The following is a 16,070-nucleotide window of genomic DNA, read 5'->3' on the forward strand; positions in this document are numbered from 1 at the left end:
ACGATTGCGGCGGGGGATAACAGAGGTTCCGGATGTGAGGCCGGTCAGTCGACCGCACTACCGGCCTGCACGCGTGCACGGATTCGTCCCGCGAACCGGCCGAGTGGCCGTCCGACGCCGAGTCGTGTGATTCGAGAAGCGAGTCGGCCGGTACCGACGTCGAGCGACACCTTCCCTCGCCCGACGCCGACACCGACCGGGCCGAGTATCTCGACGGGCGTTCGCCACAGTCGCCCCTCGTGTCGCGTGTAACTGTCGAGCGTCGTCTCGCGGGTGTGCGGTTTCGCCCCCCGAACCGACAGCGTGAGGGCACGTTCGCCGTCTTCGCGGAGTTCGACGTGCCAGGTGTCGGATGCCTTCACCTGTGTGCTCGACTCGGTGCTCGCGGCGGCGTCGCGTCGAACCTCGACGTCGGCGACGGTCTTCGGGTAGCCCCAAATCTCGCGGCCCATCCGACGGGACTCTTCGGTCGTCACGGGGAGCGCGAGGACGTAGCCACCGAGACCACCGTCGAGAAGCGGAACCCCACCGACGGTTCGGCGAGCGACGGGGACGATGACGGCGAGTTCGTCGTACGGCTCGAAGTCGCCGGCCTTCGAGTAGGAGACACCGGCGACGACGACACCGCCCGTTCGAGCGCCGAACCGAACCGGCGTCAGGTCGTCGGGTACGGCACGCCGGAGCGACTGCCAGTCGGCGGCAAAGAGCGCGCCGGCGAGAGACGCCTGACAGCGGAGCGGGAGGGCGACTCGGCGACCGGTCGAGAGGGTCGCAGTGTGGTCGGGGAACGTCACGAGCGAATCGACGGCCGCGAGTGGCTAAAGTGTCGGGGCTGGGAGGATGAATTAAGACCGACTACCCCCTCTGTCGACCATGCAACTCGACCACGTCGCCTACGCGTGGACCGACCTCGACACGCTCGTCGAAGCGTTCGAGTCCGTCGGCTTCACGCCCGAGTACGGTGGCGTCCACGCGACGGGGACGACACACATGTCGCTCGTCACCTTTCCGGACGGGTCGTATCTCGAACTACTGTCGACGACGCCCGGAACCGACCCGGCAGATGCAGGGTTCTGGGCCGAGCACGTCGCCGCGGACGCCGGTCCCGCCGGATGGTGTATCGCCGTCGACGACACGCGAGCGTGGGCCAAACAGTGTATCGACGCCGGCCTCCCGGTCGACGGACCGTGAACCGCGGGCCGCGAGCGCGACGACGGCCGACGCGTCGAGTGGGATATGGTGTTCGTCGGCGACGGAGACGAGCGACATCCGTTCGCCATCACCGACCGAACGCCCCGTGAGTACCGTGTTCCAGCCGTCGACGAGACGCCGGAGTCGGCATCGTCAGGGACGCTAACTGGCGTCGCCGACGTCGTCGTCGCCGTCTCGGACCTCGATGCGGCCGTCGACGAGTTCCGTCGAAGCTACCGCTTTCCGACACCGGCGCGGTGGACCGACGGTGACTTCGGCGCGACGCTGGCATCGTTCCCCGGTCAGCCAGTCACGCTGGCCGAACCCGATGGTTCGAAATCGTGGTTGACCGACCGTCTCGACGACGTCGGACCCGGTCCGTGCAGCTATCTCCTCGGCACCGACGACGTCGACGCGGCGCACGACCGATACGCGCTGTCCACGCCGACGGCGTGGGGCGGCGAGAAGGACGACCGGCGCGTCTCGTGGGTCGATTCGAACCGACTCGGGACGACGGTCGGTGTGGCCGACGACGGCGACTGAAGCGACCGACGTGGCAGAGACGAGAGCGGCGGACATTTGTCGCTGGCTCTCTCACCTCGGCTATGAACGAGACCCGACGCGCCCTCCTTGACGCACTCGCCGCAGGACCGGTGACCGGTCCAACGCTGGCCGAGCGACTCGGTGTCTCGCGGGCGGCGGTCTGGAAGCAGGTCGAAGCACTGCGAGACGAGGGATTCGACATCGAGAGCACGAACGGTGGCTACGTCGTCTCGGGCGTTCCCGAGTACGGCGCGGCCGCCATCGAGTACGGCCTCGACGCACCCTTCTCCGTCGAGTACCACGACAGCATCGGGAGTACGAACGACCGGGCGCGCGAACTCGCCGCCGAGGGAGTCGAGAACGTCGCCGTCGTCGCCGACGCGCAGACGGGGAGTCGCGGTCGTCTAAAGCGAGCGTGGTCTGCGCCCGCCGGCGGCGTGTGGGTGTCGCTGCTCGTCCGTCCGAAACAGCCCCCAGCGCACGTGCCCCTGTTTACGCTCGCCGCCGCCGTCGCCGTGACACGCGTCTGCCGCGAGGTGGGTGTCGACGCGAGTATCAAGTGGCCGAACGACGTCCTCGTGAGCGAGCGGAGCGAAACGGACGGAAGCCAGTCGACGAACGAGCGTGGCGGCCTGAAACTCGTCGGCATCCTCACCGAGATGGAGGGGGAGGCAGACCGCGTCTCGTGGCTCATCGCGGGCATCGGCGTCAACGCCAACGTCGACGCCGCCGACCTGCCGGAGGGAGCGACGAGTCTTCGTGAACAACTGGGCGAGGACGTCGACCGGCGGGTGTTCGTCCAGCGACTGATAGCGGAGTTCGTCGCCCTCTGTGAGCATCCCGACGACATCCTCCCGGCGTGGCGTGAACACTCGGCGACGCTCGGTCAGCGCGTCCGCGTCGAGACACCCCGCGGCGACGTCGAAGGGCGGGCCGTCGACGTGGTGACTCCGGGTGCGCTCGTCGTGCGAACGAGCGATGGCGACGTGACGGTCCACGCGGGCGACTGCGAGCATATACGGCCAGTGTAGGTCAGCGCGAGAAGCGCAAGAAGCGCGATAAAACAGGTCAGGTCAGGTCGCTTGACCCGGTTCTTCTGTCCCGACGCGAACCGTCATCACGGGGACGTTGGAAGCGCGGACGACTTTCTCGGCGACGCTTCCCAAGAGCAGACGGTCGATACCGCCGCGGCCGTGTGTCCCCATCACGACGAGGTCACAGTCTTCCTCCTCGGCGTAACGGACGATTTCACGTTGGGGTGAGCCTTCGAGGACGTGCGTCTCGACGGGGACGCCGTGTTGCTCGGCGAGTTCTCGGACCGTCGTCAGTGCCTGTTCGGCGTCCTCGTGAAGCATCTCCTCGACGCCCTCCCACGAGGACTCCATCGGAAGACCGGTGAACCCGGCCGTGTTCACCACGTAGACGGCGTGGATGGCTGCCCCGTGGGCTTCTGCGAGGTCCACGGCGTGCGATATCGCTCGCTCGACTCCCTCTGAACCGTCGGTCGGAACGAGTATCCGGTCGTAGAGACCCATGCTAACTCACGACACGATAGAGTATCAGCTGTCTTAACTCTTCTCGCGAACCCGGCGAGCGAGCACAGAAAGAAGTCGAGACAGAGAACGGTGCGGTGCTTCAGTAGACGACCTGCTTCACGTCGGCGTGGCCTGCACGACGGACGACGGCGCGAACCGGGTCGCGGACGCCAGTGAGGTTGTCCGAGTCACCGTCGAGGACGAGGAGCTTCGCGTCGCGGCCGGGTTCGACGAGACCAGCGTTCAGTCCGGCGATGTCGGCACCGTTGACCGTCGCCATCTGGAGTACCTCTCTCGCCGTCGCGTCGGTCAGTTTGTTCGCGAACTCCATCTCCCGGAACATCGAGGGGCTGTTGAGCATCACGTTGTCCGTGCCGAGTGCCACCGTCGTCCGGTCGAGAAGGTCACGGAGTGGCGGGACGCCGACGTTCGTGACGAGGTTCGAGCGTGGACAGACGACGATGGGAATCTCCTCGCTCTCGACGCGTTCGAGGTGAGACGGTTCGGGGTAGACCATGTGGACGAGGAAGTCGGGGTCGAGGTCCAGTGCCGGCGTGATGTCGTCGCTGTCGCGTTCGCCGGCGTGGATGCCGAACGTCTTGCCCGCTTCGCGTGTCGCCTCGCGGAGTTCGCCGAACTCGCTGTCGCGAGCACCGCTCGCACCGAAACCGTCGGCGGCGTGCATCGCCTCGGACTCCTCTCGGCCGAGGACGACGCCCTCGATGTCGAGGCCGTCGAGTGCCCGGTGGATGGCGTCGACGCCGTCGACACCGCCCTCGCGGAACTCGATAAACGCGGCCTGTCCACCGGCCTGCATGTACTGCAACGAGCGACGCATGGCCGCAATCTTCTCCTCGGCGCTCGCCTGGCGGAGCAGTCGGTGTTTCAACCCGTCCGGCGGGGCGACCAAGTCGTCGAGTGAGAGACCCGCGCCGGCCTCCTTGGCGATGGAGTCGCCGATGTGCGTGTGGGCGTTGACGAACGCCGGGAGGACGATATCCGTCGATTCGACCGACGCCTCCTCGACGTCGACGATGGTGCCGTCTTCGACGACGACGCGACCCTCGACCGGTTCGAAGTCGCGTCCCCGAAGTACGGTCCCTTCGAGTATCATGTTCGGAGGCTTGCGACCGAGTGGCTTGAAACTCTCGAAGGAGTCCGTTCGCTCGTCTCGCCGCCGTCGAGACCGGCACCGATTCAGTCGAACTGGTCGAGCGTCGTCCGGTAGCCGGTTCGGACGTAGTTCACGAGCGAGCCTTCGATGTCGAGTCCGAGGGCGTCGACAGTCGCCTCGCCGACCCGGTCGGCCGCGTCGGCAGGCGCGTAGACGCCGAGTCGCCACTGCTGGCGCTGGGCGGTTCGCAGCGCACCGACGAGCGGCGACTGGCGGTCCAGTTGCCGGACGTCGCCGTTGACCATCACGCGTGACGAGGATTCCGTCATCGACGGTTCGGCGGGGACGTCGATGATGACCTCGCCTGGGTCGACGTCCGTCTGTTCTGCGACGTTCTGTTCGAATTCGCGAATCTTCTCGTGTGGGGCGGTGAGGACGTGTTCGGGCACGTCGTCGAGTTCGACCCAGAGGCCGCGCTTGTAGAGGTCACGTCGGTCGAGACGACGAGCGAGTTCTGCGGTCGACGCTGTCGTCCGGAGACTCGCCAGCAGGTCGTGGTCGTCCATCCGGCGCAGTTGGTCCGCGGTGACGTCCGGTTCTGCGAGCAGACGTTCGGAGGCGCGACGAAGCATCGCTTTCGAGATGCGGGCGACGTGGTGTTGGTAGACGGTCGGGTTCATCAACGCTCGCGCGAGCAGGAGTGACTCGGCCGTCTGGACGTTCCCCTCGTCCAAGACGAGTTCACCGTCGACGAACGTCAACTCGCGGACCAGCCGTTCGGTGTCGATGGTGCCGTAGGGGACGCCGGTGTGGTGGGCGTCACGCACGAGGTAGTCCATCCGGTCGACGTCGAGTTCGCCCGAGACGAGTTGGCCGTACTGCCCGCCGCCAGCGACGAGTTCGGCGACGGCGGCGGGGTCGAGGTCGTGGTCGCGGAGCACGTCACCGACTTCACCGCGCGCGAGCAGTTCGTCCACGTCGTCGTGGTACTTGCCGGTGTGGCGGAACGTGAGTGCCTCGATGTTGTGACTGTAGGGACCGTGGCCGACGTCGTGGAGGAGGGCGGCGGCGCGGAGTCGCTCGGCGAGCGTCCCCTCGATGCCGAGATGCGAGAGCGCCTGCGAGGCGAGGTGGTAGACGCCGAGGCTGTGCTCGAAGCGCGTGTGGTTCGCGGAGGGGTAGACGAGACGGACGGTCCCCAACTGCTTGATGTGCCGGAGTCGTTGGACCTCCGGCGTGTCGAGGAGGGCGGCGGCGACGCCCTCGACCTCGATGTGGTCGTGGACGCTGTCCTTGATGGTAATCATGGACGGGAAGTTCGCCCCGCTGGGATAAAAACCGTCGGAGCAGTGGCCGACTGCTCGGTCGAAAGGCCGATTTGAGTCGCCAGTCCGACCTCAGCAGCCGTCTTCTTCGACGGGCGACTCGTCTTGCTCCGGTTCCTCTGCTGGCGTCTTCTCGGGCGTTTTCGACGGCGACTCCGTCTCTTCAGGAGTCGATTCGGGCGTCTCGGTCGGTTCAGGGTCGGGCGTCTCTGTCGTCGTCTCTTCAGGAGTTGGTTCTGCCGTCTCTGTCTCCTCGGGTGTCGGCTCCGCTGTTTCGGTCGGTTCAGATTCGGGCGTCTCTGTCGCTGTCTCTTCAGGAGTTGGTTCTGCCGTCTCAGTCTGTTCAGGCGTCGGCTCAGGTGTCGCCGTCTCAGTCGGAAGCGGGTCCGACGTCCGGTACGAAACGACGACGGTAGACTCGTCGGGTTCCAAGATGGCGAGGTAGTCCACCTCGTCGTTGATGACCGACCCTTCGTAGCCGAACGTCACGTCGGCGTCGGCGACGTCTTTCGCCCCGGACGCGATGGTGAGCGTCCCACCGGCGTCGACGACGGTCCCCGACGGGAACTGCCGCGACTGACTGACGTTTTGTTTGTACTCGAACTCCATGTAGTAGCCCGAGAGGTCGAACGGTGAGTCTCCCGTGTTCTCCACGACGACGTACTCCCCGGTAGCGTCGACAGTGGCGAACCGAAGCGCGCTGTCTTCCTGTGCCAAGACGGTGTTCGTTCCGACGAGTCCAGTGGCGGCAGCGGTGACACCAGCGAGAAACGTACGACGAGTTGAATTCATTCGCGACTGTACAGTCAAAAGATATGTACTAACGCATTCGGGTAGTTCGTCTAAATTTCTCCGAAATATGTATACATTCTCTAAAAGTTATGCGTTTTGTGACTGAGTCCGTTCGCAAATCAGAGGAAGACGAGTAGATCGAGAGCGAGCAGCGCCACCAGTGCGGCCGCGCCGAAGAGGAGAACGGCGCGCTCGGTGGGTGAAAGCGACGTCGCCGTGGCGGTGAGTCTGTCGAACCCACTCGCCGGTCCGTCGTACCCGAACGTCGACTCGGCGCAGTACGAGCAGAGATGCACCACTTCGTCGGCGGTGTAGGCGTCGCGGGTCTGCTCGCCGAGAAAGAGGTCATCCGTCTCACGGAGACCGACACCGACGGGAATCACGTCGTCCGTCTGCATCTCGTGGCGACAGTTGGCGCAGCGGACCGTCTCGTACTCGATGGGGCCGTGGGCGGTCTCTGCGTGCCGTGTCTCGGTCGTCTCGGTGGCTTCTCTGGAGGGCATGGGACTCGACTGGGCGTCGAACGGTCGTTGGCCGCGGGAGTCCAAAAGTCCTCGGAGGGTCGGCGGGTCAGGGTCAGTCGACGTGGCCGACGCGGACCCCGAGCACGTTGCTCACGGCGTCGGCGACGCTGTCGACGTGGTCGCTCGCCGTGTAGACACCGAGTCGCCACTGTGCTCGCTCGGCGTCTCGTAACGCACCCACCAGTTCGGAGGCCTCTTCGAGACGCTGGACGACACCACCGACGACGACGCGGGCGTTCGACTCCTTGAGGCTCGGGCGGGAGAGAACGTCGACGACGACGTCCGCCGGGTCGACGCCGGCCTGTGTCGCGATTTCGCGCTCGGCGGCGCGTTCGTCCGCGTGACCGCAGTCGACGACACCCGCCGGGACGTCACCGAGGCCGGCCCAGACCGCTCGTTTGTACAGGTCGCGGCGCTCGATACGTCGCCCGAGTTCGGGGACGTGCTCGCGGAGGGCGACGAGTAAGTCGTGGTCCGCCATCCGCTGAAATCGCTCGACGCTCACGTCCGCCTCGTCGCTAGCGAGGAGACGTTCGGCGGCCCGTTCGAGCATCGCACCCGCGATACGCGAGACGTGGTGGCGATAGACGATGCCGTTCATCAGCCCGCGGGCGAAGAGGAGCGATTCGGCCGTCTGGACGTTTCCCTCGTCCAAGACGAGTTCACCGTCGCGATACCTGAGTTCTCGAACCAGCCGTCCAGTGTCGATGGTACCGTAGGGGACGCCGGTGTGGTGGGCGTCGCGCACGAGGTAGTCCATCCGGTCGACGTCGAGTTCCCCCGAGACGAGTTGGCCTAACTCGCCCTCGCCACGGATGTGCGCAGCGACGCGCGTCGGGTCGAGTCCGTGGTCGGTCAGCACGTCGTGAACGGTCGGGTTCGTCGGGGGGTCGGTCGGGTGGCCCGCCTCGGCGTCGGTCAGGAGCCACTCTATCTCGTCGTGGTGACGCCCCGTCTCGCGCATGATGACGTGCTCGGTCTGGTGGCCGTACGGACCGTGGCCGACGTCGTGGAGGAGCGCGGCGGCGCGGAGGTGGTCGGCACGCTCCCCAGAGATATCGAGGTTATCGAGATGCGAGAGCGCCTGCGAGGCGAGGTGGTAGACGCCGAGGCTATGCTCGAAGCGCGTGTGGTTGGCCGACGGATAGACGAGACGGACGGTCGAGAGCTGTTTGATGTGGCGGAGCCGTTGGAACTCGGTGGTGTCGACCAAATCTTGTGCCAGCGGGTCGAGCGAGATGTAGTCGTGGACGCTGTCCTTGACGGCGGTCATTGCGTGTGATGAGAGGTGTCTGGTGTTTGGTGTTTCGGATGGCTCCTTCGGGGTTCAGCCCGTTCGGCTATCCAGTCGCTAGGCGCGCAGTCGGAACTGCTCGGCGAGCGACGTCGCCGTCGATTCGGCAGCGCCGATTGTGAGGTGATTTCGGTACGCGGGTAGTGAGTAGACGCCGGACGATTCGTCCGTGTTCGTCAACTCGCCGTGGAGGTAGTACCGGTAGTCTGCGTCGGCGGGCGGCGTGTCGCGGACGACGACGACGAACGAGTCCGACTCGACGAGCGAACGGGCAATCGTCGCGTTTCCGTCGGCCGCGTAGCCGTACTCCCACGAGACGCCGCCCCGTGGAGCGACCGGGGTGTAGGTGTAGTTCACACTGTTCGTCGCGACGTAGAGCACGGGCCGGTCGTACTGCGCCTCCAACGTCGAGACGGGTGTCGCTTCGATACCCTGTTCGGCGAGCGCGACGACCAGTCGCCGGTCGAGTTCGTCGTCGCCGCTGTAGAGGTAGAGACCGGCCTCGCTTCGCGTCGTGGCGTTGTCTATCGCGTTGGCAGCGACGGTGCTGGAGAGGGTCGTGTCGCTCTGGCCTGCGTGGAAGTCGAGGAGGAGAAAGGCGCTTCCGGTCGCGAGGAGGACGACGGCGAGGAAGATGGAGACGGTAGTCGAAGTCCGCATTGTGAATCACTACTCTAACGCCTGCTCAGGAGATAAACAGGACTCCGAGTAGACAGGACGTGAGCCGAAGAGCGAGTGAGAAGTTATCTCGTCAGACAGACACTATATCGCCGTGACTAACAACCCTGCCGGCCTCCTCGTCGTCTTCGCATTCGTCGCCGCAGCCATCGGTTCGGTACCGCTCGCCGTGGTTGCGTTCCTCCTCGCAGGCCGCGTTCGGCCGTTCTCACGTGCGGTGTTGTACGCTGGCGGGGCCGTCGGCGTCGTCGCGGCAGTCCTCGCTGTCGTCGTCACGATTATCTCTCCGGCGGCGGGGCTAGTGGTCGCGGTTCTCGCCGTTCTGACCGCGGCGGTGTTGTGGGCCGTTCCGCTACTCGTCGCTCGCGCGGTACTCGTTCGCCGTGGACTCGACGGGCAGCGTGCGCTCCGGAACGCAACCGTCGGTCTCCCTGTCGCACTGGTCGCCTCGCTGTTCGTCGTCTTCGGCGACTTCAGACGGTACAACATCACCTTCCTCACCGGCACCGAAGCTCTCGTCGCCTGGACGGCGCTGGTGCTCGTCGTCTTCCTCGGACCGACGGCGGTCGGACTCGGAGTAACCGCACTTCGGCGATAAGGTTCGTCCGCCGCGTCGATAGCCAGGAGAGTCAGATACAAACCGTCTGCCGAAGAACCCCCGAACAATGGTCACCTTTCTCGCTGGCGGGACGGGCACACCGAAGCTTCTCGACGGAGCGTCGGCCGTGTTCGATCCCGCCGACACGACCGTCGTCGGTAACACCGGCGACGACGTCGAACTCGGGGGACTCCTAATTTGCCCCGACGTCGACACCGTGCTCTTTCACGGCGGCGGCGTCCTCGACACCGACCGGTGGTGGGGCATCGAAGACGACACCACCGAGACGAACGCCGAACTACACCGACTGGCCGACGCCGCCGGACTCGCAGACGGCCCGCGCTACCTCGACGACGAGACGCAAGTCGGTGGGCGAAATATCGCCCGCTGGCGACGCTTCTCGGGGGTAGCGGAGTTCATGGAGATCGGGGACAAGGACAGAGCGGTCCACCTCACGCGAACCAGCCTCCTCGACGAAGGGAACTCACTGACCGAAGTCACGCGCACCCTCGGCGACGCGTTCGGCCTCAGCGTCGACCTCGTCCCGATGTCCGACGACCCCGTGGCGAGCATCGTCCACACCGACGAGGGCGAGATGCACTTCCAGGAGTTCTGGGTCGCAGAGCGGGCGGCACCCGCCGTCGACGACGTGGAGTTCCGCGGCGCCGAGGACGCCGAGGCGACCTCCGAGACGCTCTCTGCGCTCACCGACCCCGTCGTCGTCGGCCCGTCGAATCCGGTGACGAGCATCGGCCCGATGCTCGCACTCGACGGCGTCGAAGAAGCCCTCAACGAGACGCCCGTCGTCGCCGTCTCGCCGTTCGTCGAGGACGAGGTGTTCTCCGGCCCAGCCGCGAAACTCATGGAGGCGACCGGCTACGAGGCGAGTACGGCGGGCGTCGCCGACGCCTACCCCTTCGCCGACGCGTTCGTCCTCGACGACGGGGACGGAACGGACCTGAATCGTCCAACCGTCCAAACCGATACGAAGATGGATAGTCGAGCGGACGCCGAGCGCGTCGCTCGTGCCGTCAGAGAGGCGTTCGCGGAGGTCGAAGTCGCCTGATGGTCGAGTTCGAGCCACGGCTTGCGCTCGCCAGCCTGAGCGGCGAGTCGGACGCCGAGTGGGCACGAGCAGGCGAGGAGTACGCCGGAGCGGCGTTCCTCGGCGGTATCGCACTCGACGAAGCGTCTCGAAGAGCGGCCCGAAAGCTGGTCGCCCGCGACAGAACCGAGTTCCTTCCCGACGACCCACTCGACTTCGTCGACCGAGAGTTGGCGAAACTCGACGACTCGCCCCTCCTCGTCGGGTTCAACGTCCGAAGCGCGACGGTCCCCCCCATCGCCGACGCCGCCGAGGTGTGTGCCAGCCACGACGCCGTGCTCGAAGTCAACGCTCACTGTCGACAGGACGAACTCTGCGCTGTCGGCTGTGGCGAGTCGCTGCTACGTGATACCGACCGACTCTGTGAGTACGTCGCCGCCGCCGCGGATGCAGGCGCACTCGTCTCGGTCAAGGTGCGGGCCGAAGTCGACGGCGTGAATCTCGTGGAGACGGCGAAGCGAGTCGAAGCCGCGGGGGCGGCGGCGATTCACGTCGACGCGATGGACGCCGAAGCGATTGTCGGCGACGTCGCCGACGCGACGGAGCTGTTCGTGATTGCGAACAACGGCGTCCGCGACGAGGCGAGCGTCCGCGAGTATCTGGACTACGGAGCAGACGCAGTCAGCGTCGGGCGGCCGAGCGACAACCCTGTCGTGCTCCGGCGAGTTCGCGCGGCCGTCGACGACTGGTTCGAAGCGCACTCCTCGGAGGTGATGCCGTGAGCGACGCCGGTGTCGAACGCGACTTCTCGCCCGCCGAACACGCCGAACTCGCACTGCTGCTCGAAGTCGCGGGAACGCCGAAACCCGGGAACGTCGACCGCACACACGACTTCGACGACCTGCGATTCGAGCACTTCCTCGCCGGGTCGGTCGGGTCGCGCCGAGGCCTCCAGTTGGCCGAAGACGGCGCGCCCGTCGGTGAGGCGTTCGAACGCGGCGTCGAGGGAATGAGCCAGCAACGCGGCGGCAACACGCAGTTCGGCTGTCTCCTCCTCTTAGTTCCGCTCGTCAAAGCCGCCGCAGCGGACGAGTTGTCGCCGAGCGGCGTGACCGACGTCGTCGAGTCCACGACAGTCGACGACGCCGCGAACTTCTACCGTGCCTTCGAACACGTCGACGTCGCCGTCGGCGACCCGCCGCAGGACGCAGACGAGTTGGACGTCCGTCGCGGGTCGGAGGCGATTCCGACACTCGACGCGCGTGGGCTGACCTTCTACGACGTGATGGAACTCAGCGCCGAGCGAGACGGGAACGCTCGCGAGTGGACCGGTGGGTTCCGACGGACGTTCGCGGCCGCAGAGTCGATACTGGCCGACGAGGGGTCGATACTCGACCGGACAGCGCGGGCGTTTCTCGACTTGCTCGCGGGCGAACCGGACACGCTCGTTGCCACCCAACACGGAACCGAAGTCGCCGCCGAGGTGAGCCGACTCGCCGGCGACGCGCAGGGCGACCCCGAAGAGGTCGAGAAACTGGCCGACGCGCTCGTATCGGAAGGCATCAACCCGGGGACGACGGCCGATATCACCGCCGCGGCGCTGTTCGTCGCGCTCGAACGAGGGGTGGCAGTGTGAGTACGGAGAGGTGGCCCGTCGAACTCCGCGGCGTCACCGAGTCCGTCGTCGCGACGCTCGGGCCGAACGACCTGTGGAACCTCGCGGCGCTCGGGCTGCACGCGCCGGAGTCTGAAGGAGAGCCAGTGACGGCGACGACGTGGGGCAACACCCGAACCCGACGAAACTTCCACCGACAGGGCGGTGGTGTCGTCCAGTTCACACAGGACCCGAGAGAGTTCGTCGCCGCCGCGGCGACGATTCACGAGCGAGGTGAGCCAGTTCTCGACGGCGCAGACGCGTGGGTCGAAGTCGAGGCCAAGCAGGTCGACGCGGGCGAAGATGGGGGAACGCGCTGGGAGCGGTGGGAACTCACGCCCGTCGAGAGCCGGGTGGTTCGCGAGTCCGTCACGACGATAAACCGCGGGTTCGCCGCCGTAATCGACGCGACGGTGGCCGTGTCACGTCTGGACGTTCCCGCGTTCGACACCGAGGAGTTGCTGGACCGGTTGGAGTACTTCGCGGAGACCGTCGAGAAGTGTGGGGGTCCGCGAGAGGTGGCGGCGTTCGAGACGCTCAGTGAGGTGAGTGGGTGGCGCGAGTATCGAGATGGGTGAGACGTTCTGTGTCTCGCCCGCAGGGGGGCGACGCGGAACGAATCGTTTTAGTGTCTCTCTGGGGAATTGTCGGACATGGCAATCAAGCCCAAATACGTCAAGCAGATGGGGAACCTCCTGCTGGAGCGCTACCCACAGGCGTTCAACACGGACTTCGAGACGAACAAGGAGAACGTCACACAGCTCACGAACGTCGAGTCGAAGTCGGTCCGCAACCGCATCGCCGGCTACGTCACGCGCAAGAAGGGCGGCGCGACGGCTGAAGCGTAACTCTGCGAGTTCTGCGTAATCGTTCTCTCGAAGCCGAGTCGAAGAGCGACAGCGCCGACGCGAGCAGAGAACCGGAACGAGAAAGGTCGAGAACGCGAGCGTCAGTAGACGTACTCGTCGGATTTGAGCTGTGTGTACTTCCCGTTGCGGTACTTGAACTTCGTCTTCTTGTAGCTGCCGACGAGTCGTGCCGCGCTCAGGCCGGCGCCGAGTTTCGAGGTGTTGAACAGTCGGTAGCCGTCGTCGTCGGCTTTGAGTTTGTTCGCCGTCTCGAACGCCCAGTCCCAGTCGTCGGGGCCGTAGCCTTCGACACACTCGGCCATCGCGACGTTGCGGAGGACTTCGTCGCCGATAGCCTTCTTCCAGCGTTTGTTGTAGTCGTCCAAGTCGCCCTCGGCGGCGAGTTCGCCTGCGATGGAGCCAGTCCGAACCGCGACGTGGTCGCCGCCCTCGTGGAACGCCGATGTCGCACCCATCGCACCGCCGACGACGGCGATACCGGCCTTCGTCGGGGAGTCGATTGGTCGCGTCGACGAGATGGGGTACGTCTCGGTTCCCTTCGACTTCCCCCGCTCGGTGACGATGGGGAAGTCCTCCTCGATGTCGTACTCGTCACCCCAGAGATGCTCTAAGAGACGCTCGATGTAGACCCGTCCAGAGGGGATGCGTTCGTCGTCGTCGCGCAGGAGCGCGTACTTCTCTCTGTCTTTCACCTCGTCGACGTCCATCCCGATGGGCATCGTCAGGCCGACGCGACAGACGTTGTCGTCGTTCGGGAAGACCCACGGGTAGGCGGTGTGGCCGGGCATGTAGCCCCACCAGAACATGATGGCTCCGGCGACGTCCTCGAACACCTCGGGCGGGAACTTCCGGTGCTCTTGGTAGGCGATGTGGTTGGCCTTGACCGAGGCCATCACGTCCGACGCCTGTCGGTCCTCGGGGAGGAATCGGTCGAGCACCTTGTTCGTCACCGTCCGCTGGGGGCCGTCGGCAAGGACGAGAAAGTCCGCGCCGACGGTCGACTTGTCGGCGAGGCGGAGGCGGTGCCGCGGGTCGTCCTCGTCGCCTCCGGCATCGAGATTCGTCTCGACGTCTTTCACGGAGGCTTTGACACGGTACTCCGCACCTTCGGACTCTGCGCGGTCACGCATCCAGTCGTCGAACTTCGCACGGTGCATCGCGTACCCGAAGTGGTCGTACGACGACTCGATACCGGTCGTCCGCATCGTCAGCGACTCGTGTGGACCGATGAACTCTGCCCGGTCCAGTTCGTGGAGGACGATGTCGTCGGGGAACTCGTCGGGGTGGATGCCCATGATGTCCACCCAGTAGTCGAGGATACCCGCGGCGTCGGTCGAATCCGGACCGAGTCGCTCGCGGTCTGCTCGGGGAACACCTTTCTCCAGTACGACGGCCTCTGCGCCGGCACTGGCGGCGGCGTGGGCCGCTGCGGACCCGGCCGGGCCGCCACCGACGATGGCCACGTCTACGCGCTTCATACACTGTACCCGGCGGCACTCCGCTATTAAATGCCCGGAACGGTACGGAGCGAAGAGATTCTGTCGTTTCGAACTGGTCACACGAGTGAGGAATGGAGAGAGGCGGACGAACCGTGCGCACAGAATCAGCTACCGAACAGCGGAACCCGCGCTCGCGCCCCGTAGCTCTCGACGAGCGTCACGGCGACGAGGAGCGTCGCGAGGACGCCGGGAACCGCACCGGCGACGAACGCGACTTCCTTCGAGACGACGAGGGCGAGGCCGCCGACGAACACCGGACCGAGCACACCGCCGACACCTTTCGCCGTCGTTCGCAGACCCATCAGTTCCGACTCGCGGTTCGGCGGGGCGACGTCACCGATGAACGCGAGTGCCCCCGTCGTCATCGCCGAGAACGACGCCGCGATGAGGAGGAACGCGACGACGCCGACGGCGAACTTTCCAGCCGCTGTCGCCGGGAGCGTGGCCGCCGCGGCGACGAGTGCGAAGAGCGCGCTCCCGGCCATCCCGAACGTGACGAGTCGCTTTCTCCCCGTCACGTCGGCGACGCGACCGAAGACCAGCATGAAGACGGCCTGTCCGGCGGGGTTCAACGCGAGAAGCACGCCCATCAGGAACTCCGAGAGGCCGAGCGACTGCGGGAGGTAGACGGGCATGAGCGACATCACGCCGAGGACGGACATGTTACGGAGCGCGAGCGCGACGTAGAGCCACTGGAGGCCGTTGGTTCGGAGATGGGCGCGTTCGTCGACGGCGGGCAGGAGTCGCTGACGGACCTCCGAGACGACTTCCGCGAGCGTCGGGTCGGTGTCCGGTTTCGGTGCGTCGTCGAGGAGGAACGCGACGGCGACGGTGGAGACGAGACTCAACGCCGCGATGACGACGAAGAGAGAATCGGGAAGCAAGAGACCGAGTAGTGCACCGGCGGTGAGTTGGCCGCCAGTGAATCCCACCGCGCGGGCGCTGTTGAAGAAGCCGATAGAGCGTCCGCGACCCGACTCGCCGCCGGCAGCGCTGACGACGGTGAGCATGACGGGGGGAAACGCCGCGGCGAACGAGGCGTAGAGTCCACGCAGGCCGACGGCGGCCCAGATGCCGCCGCTCCCGCTCTCGACGTCGACGACGGTGAGCGGAAGGACGGCGAGTGTCGCACCGAGACCGGTGGCGACGAGGACTGCGCGACGGCGGCCGGTGACGTCGGCGACGGCACCCCACACTGGGGCGAAGACCATCATCCCAGCAAAGTAGGCGGTGTAGACGAGTGCGGCGGCGAGGTCCGACCCGCCGGATTCGCCGATGTAGAACCCGAGTGCGGTGCCCATGAGAATCCCGCTCCCGAACCGGGCGGCGGCGGCCGTCGTGACGACGAGTCTGTCGCGGAGAGACACTGTTCGGCGATACAGTACCGGAGCCTAAACGTCCCTCGGAAG

General features: G+C 66.1%; 19 protein-coding genes. 9 read left to right on the top strand and 10 right to left on the bottom strand.

What is annotated here, in order from left to right; genetic code table 11:
- Window positions 1-44: 44 nt before the first annotated feature.
- Window positions 45-794 (bottom strand): acetoacetate decarboxylase family protein, encoded by a 750-nt coding sequence (locus BM083_RS06385; protein WP_089867275.1) that lies wholly within the window; start codon window positions 792-794, stop codon window positions 45-47.
- 79 nt (window positions 795-873) lie between these two features.
- On the opposite strand from BM083_RS06385, the gene BM083_RS06390 reads away from it, so the two are divergent.
- From BM083_RS06390 to BM083_RS06400, 3 genes are all read left to right on the top strand, one after another.
- The gene (locus BM083_RS06390; RefSeq protein WP_089867280.1) at window positions 874-1,191 is read left to right on the top strand and encodes a VOC family protein; all 318 of its coding nucleotides are present in this window, start codon (window positions 874-876) and stop codon (window positions 1,189-1,191) included.
- 45 nt (window positions 1,192-1,236) lie between these two features.
- Window positions 1,237-1,734 carry a hypothetical protein gene (locus BM083_RS06395; protein WP_089867283.1) on the top strand — a complete coding sequence of 166 codons (498 nt, stop codon included), beginning with the start codon at window positions 1,237-1,239 and terminating at the stop codon, window positions 1,732-1,734.
- Window positions 1,735-1,796: 62 nt separating this feature from the next.
- Window positions 1,797-2,765 (top strand): biotin--[acetyl-CoA-carboxylase] ligase, encoded by a 969-nt coding sequence (locus tag BM083_RS06400; protein ID WP_089867285.1) that lies wholly within the window; start codon window positions 1,797-1,799, stop codon window positions 2,763-2,765.
- A gap of 42 nt (window positions 2,766-2,807) precedes the next feature.
- Here the strand turns inward: BM083_RS06400 and BM083_RS06405 are convergent, their stop codons facing one another.
- The 7 genes from BM083_RS06405 to BM083_RS06435 all read right to left on the bottom strand — a co-directional run bounded on the left by BM083_RS06405 (window position 2,808) and on the right by BM083_RS06435 (window position 8,978).
- A complete protein-coding gene (locus tag BM083_RS06405) occupies window positions 2,808-3,269 on the bottom strand; it encodes a universal stress protein (RefSeq protein WP_089867288.1) in 462 nt (153 codons plus the stop codon).
- 100 nt (window positions 3,270-3,369) lie between these two features.
- Window positions 3,370-4,383, bottom strand: a complete 1,014-nt coding sequence (locus BM083_RS06410; RefSeq protein ID WP_089867291.1) for an amidohydrolase family protein — start codon at window positions 4,381-4,383, stop codon at window positions 3,370-3,372.
- Window positions 4,384-4,466: 83 nt separating this feature from the next.
- Window positions 4,467-5,690: an HD domain-containing protein gene (locus tag BM083_RS06415; protein WP_089867293.1), complete on the bottom strand. Its 1,224-nt coding sequence runs from the start codon at window positions 5,688-5,690 to the stop codon at window positions 4,467-4,469.
- Window positions 5,691-5,780: 90 nt separating this feature from the next.
- Entirely contained in the window at window positions 5,781-6,500 is a 720-nt protein-coding gene (locus BM083_RS06420; protein ID WP_089867296.1) for a lamin tail domain-containing protein, read from the bottom strand.
- 119 nt (window positions 6,501-6,619) lie between these two features.
- Window positions 6,620-7,003 (bottom strand): hypothetical protein, encoded by a 384-nt coding sequence (locus BM083_RS06425; protein ID WP_089867301.1) that lies wholly within the window; start codon window positions 7,001-7,003, stop codon window positions 6,620-6,622.
- A 73-nt stretch (window positions 7,004-7,076) separates the two neighbouring features.
- Window positions 7,077-8,297 carry an HD domain-containing protein gene (locus BM083_RS06430; protein ID WP_089867304.1) on the bottom strand — a complete coding sequence of 407 codons (1,221 nt, stop codon included), beginning with the start codon at window positions 8,295-8,297 and terminating at the stop codon, window positions 7,077-7,079.
- 78 nt (window positions 8,298-8,375) lie between these two features.
- On the bottom strand, window positions 8,376-8,978 hold the full coding sequence (locus BM083_RS06435) for a hypothetical protein (RefSeq protein WP_089867307.1): 603 nt from the start codon (window positions 8,976-8,978) through the stop codon (window positions 8,376-8,378).
- Window positions 8,979-9,090: 112 nt separating this feature from the next.
- On the opposite strand from BM083_RS06435, the gene BM083_RS06440 reads away from it, so the two are divergent.
- From BM083_RS06440 to BM083_RS06465, 6 genes are all read left to right on the top strand, one after another.
- The gene (locus tag BM083_RS06440; RefSeq protein WP_089867310.1) at window positions 9,091-9,594 is read left to right on the top strand and encodes a hypothetical protein; all 504 of its coding nucleotides are present in this window, start codon (window positions 9,091-9,093) and stop codon (window positions 9,592-9,594) included.
- A 67-nt stretch (window positions 9,595-9,661) separates the two neighbouring features.
- Entirely contained in the window at window positions 9,662-10,660 is a 999-nt protein-coding gene (gene cofD / locus BM083_RS06445; protein WP_089867314.1) for a 2-phospho-L-lactate transferase, read from the top strand.
- Window positions 10,660-11,421: a tRNA-dihydrouridine synthase gene (locus BM083_RS06450; RefSeq protein WP_089867317.1), complete on the top strand. Its 762-nt coding sequence runs from the start codon at window positions 10,660-10,662 to the stop codon at window positions 11,419-11,421. Before cofD ends, BM083_RS06450 begins: the two co-directional genes overlap by 1 nt.
- Window positions 11,418-12,275 carry a triphosphoribosyl-dephospho-CoA synthase gene (locus BM083_RS06455; RefSeq protein ID WP_089867320.1) on the top strand — a complete coding sequence of 286 codons (858 nt, stop codon included), beginning with the start codon at window positions 11,418-11,420 and terminating at the stop codon, window positions 12,273-12,275. Before BM083_RS06450 ends, BM083_RS06455 begins: the two co-directional genes overlap by 4 nt.
- On the top strand, window positions 12,272-12,871 hold the full coding sequence (locus tag BM083_RS06460; RefSeq protein WP_089867324.1) for a DUF447 domain-containing protein: 600 nt from the start codon (window positions 12,272-12,274) through the stop codon (window positions 12,869-12,871). Before BM083_RS06455 ends, BM083_RS06460 begins: the two co-directional genes overlap by 4 nt.
- Window positions 12,872-12,946: 75 nt before the next feature.
- Window positions 12,947-13,141 (top strand): 30S ribosomal protein S17e, encoded by a 195-nt coding sequence (locus BM083_RS06465; protein ID WP_049893886.1) that lies wholly within the window; start codon window positions 12,947-12,949, stop codon window positions 13,139-13,141.
- 101 nt (window positions 13,142-13,242) lie between these two features.
- Here the strand turns inward: BM083_RS06465 and BM083_RS06470 are convergent, their stop codons facing one another.
- Window positions 13,243-14,640, bottom strand: coding sequence for an NAD(P)/FAD-dependent oxidoreductase (locus tag BM083_RS06470; protein ID WP_089867328.1), 1,398 nt, complete (start codon window positions 14,638-14,640; stop codon window positions 13,243-13,245).
- Window positions 14,641-14,765: 125 nt separating this feature from the next.
- A complete protein-coding gene (locus BM083_RS06475) occupies window positions 14,766-16,028 on the bottom strand; it encodes an MFS transporter (RefSeq protein ID WP_089867331.1) in 1,263 nt (420 codons plus the stop codon).
- Window positions 16,029-16,070: the final 42 nt, after the last annotated feature.

This window comes from Halogranum rubrum, assembly GCF_900114455.1.
Lineage (GTDB): Archaea > Halobacteriota > Halobacteria > Halobacteriales > Haloferacaceae > Halogranum > Halogranum rubrum.

Coding starts and splice junctions, on each gene's coding strand:
- BM083_RS06430 (WP_089867304.1), bottom strand. CDS start 8,297: ATGACCGCCGTCAAGGACAGCGTCCACGACTACATCTCGCTCGACCCG.
- BM083_RS06400 (WP_089867285.1), top strand. CDS start 1,797: ATGAACGAGACCCGACGCGCCCTCCTTGACGCACTCGCCGCAGGACCG.
- BM083_RS06410 (WP_089867291.1), bottom strand. CDS start 4,383: ATGATACTCGAAGGGACCGTACTTCGGGGACGCGACTTCGAACCGGTC.
- BM083_RS06415 (WP_089867293.1), bottom strand. CDS start 5,690: ATGATTACCATCAAGGACAGCGTCCACGACCACATCGAGGTCGAGGGC.
- cofD (WP_089867314.1), top strand. CDS start 9,662: ATGGTCACCTTTCTCGCTGGCGGGACGGGCACACCGAAGCTTCTCGAC.
- BM083_RS06470 (WP_089867328.1), bottom strand. CDS start 14,640: ATGAAGCGCGTAGACGTGGCCATCGTCGGTGGCGGCCCGGCCGGGTCC.
- BM083_RS06450 (WP_089867317.1), top strand. CDS start 10,660: ATGGTCGAGTTCGAGCCACGGCTTGCGCTCGCCAGCCTGAGCGGCGAG.
- BM083_RS06395 (WP_089867283.1), top strand. CDS start 1,237: ATGGTGTTCGTCGGCGACGGAGACGAGCGACATCCGTTCGCCATCACC.
- BM083_RS06390 (WP_089867280.1), top strand. CDS start 874: ATGCAACTCGACCACGTCGCCTACGCGTGGACCGACCTCGACACGCTC.
- BM083_RS06420 (WP_089867296.1), bottom strand. CDS start 6,500: ATGAATTCAACTCGTCGTACGTTTCTCGCTGGTGTCACCGCTGCCGCC.
- BM083_RS06435 (WP_089867307.1), bottom strand. CDS start 8,978: ATGCGGACTTCGACTACCGTCTCCATCTTCCTCGCCGTCGTCCTCCTC.
- BM083_RS06465 (WP_049893886.1), top strand. CDS start 12,947: ATGGCAATCAAGCCCAAATACGTCAAGCAGATGGGGAACCTCCTGCTG.
- BM083_RS06425 (WP_089867301.1), bottom strand. CDS start 7,003: ATGCCCTCCAGAGAAGCCACCGAGACGACCGAGACACGGCACGCAGAG.
- BM083_RS06405 (WP_089867288.1), bottom strand. CDS start 3,269: ATGGGTCTCTACGACCGGATACTCGTTCCGACCGACGGTTCAGAGGGA.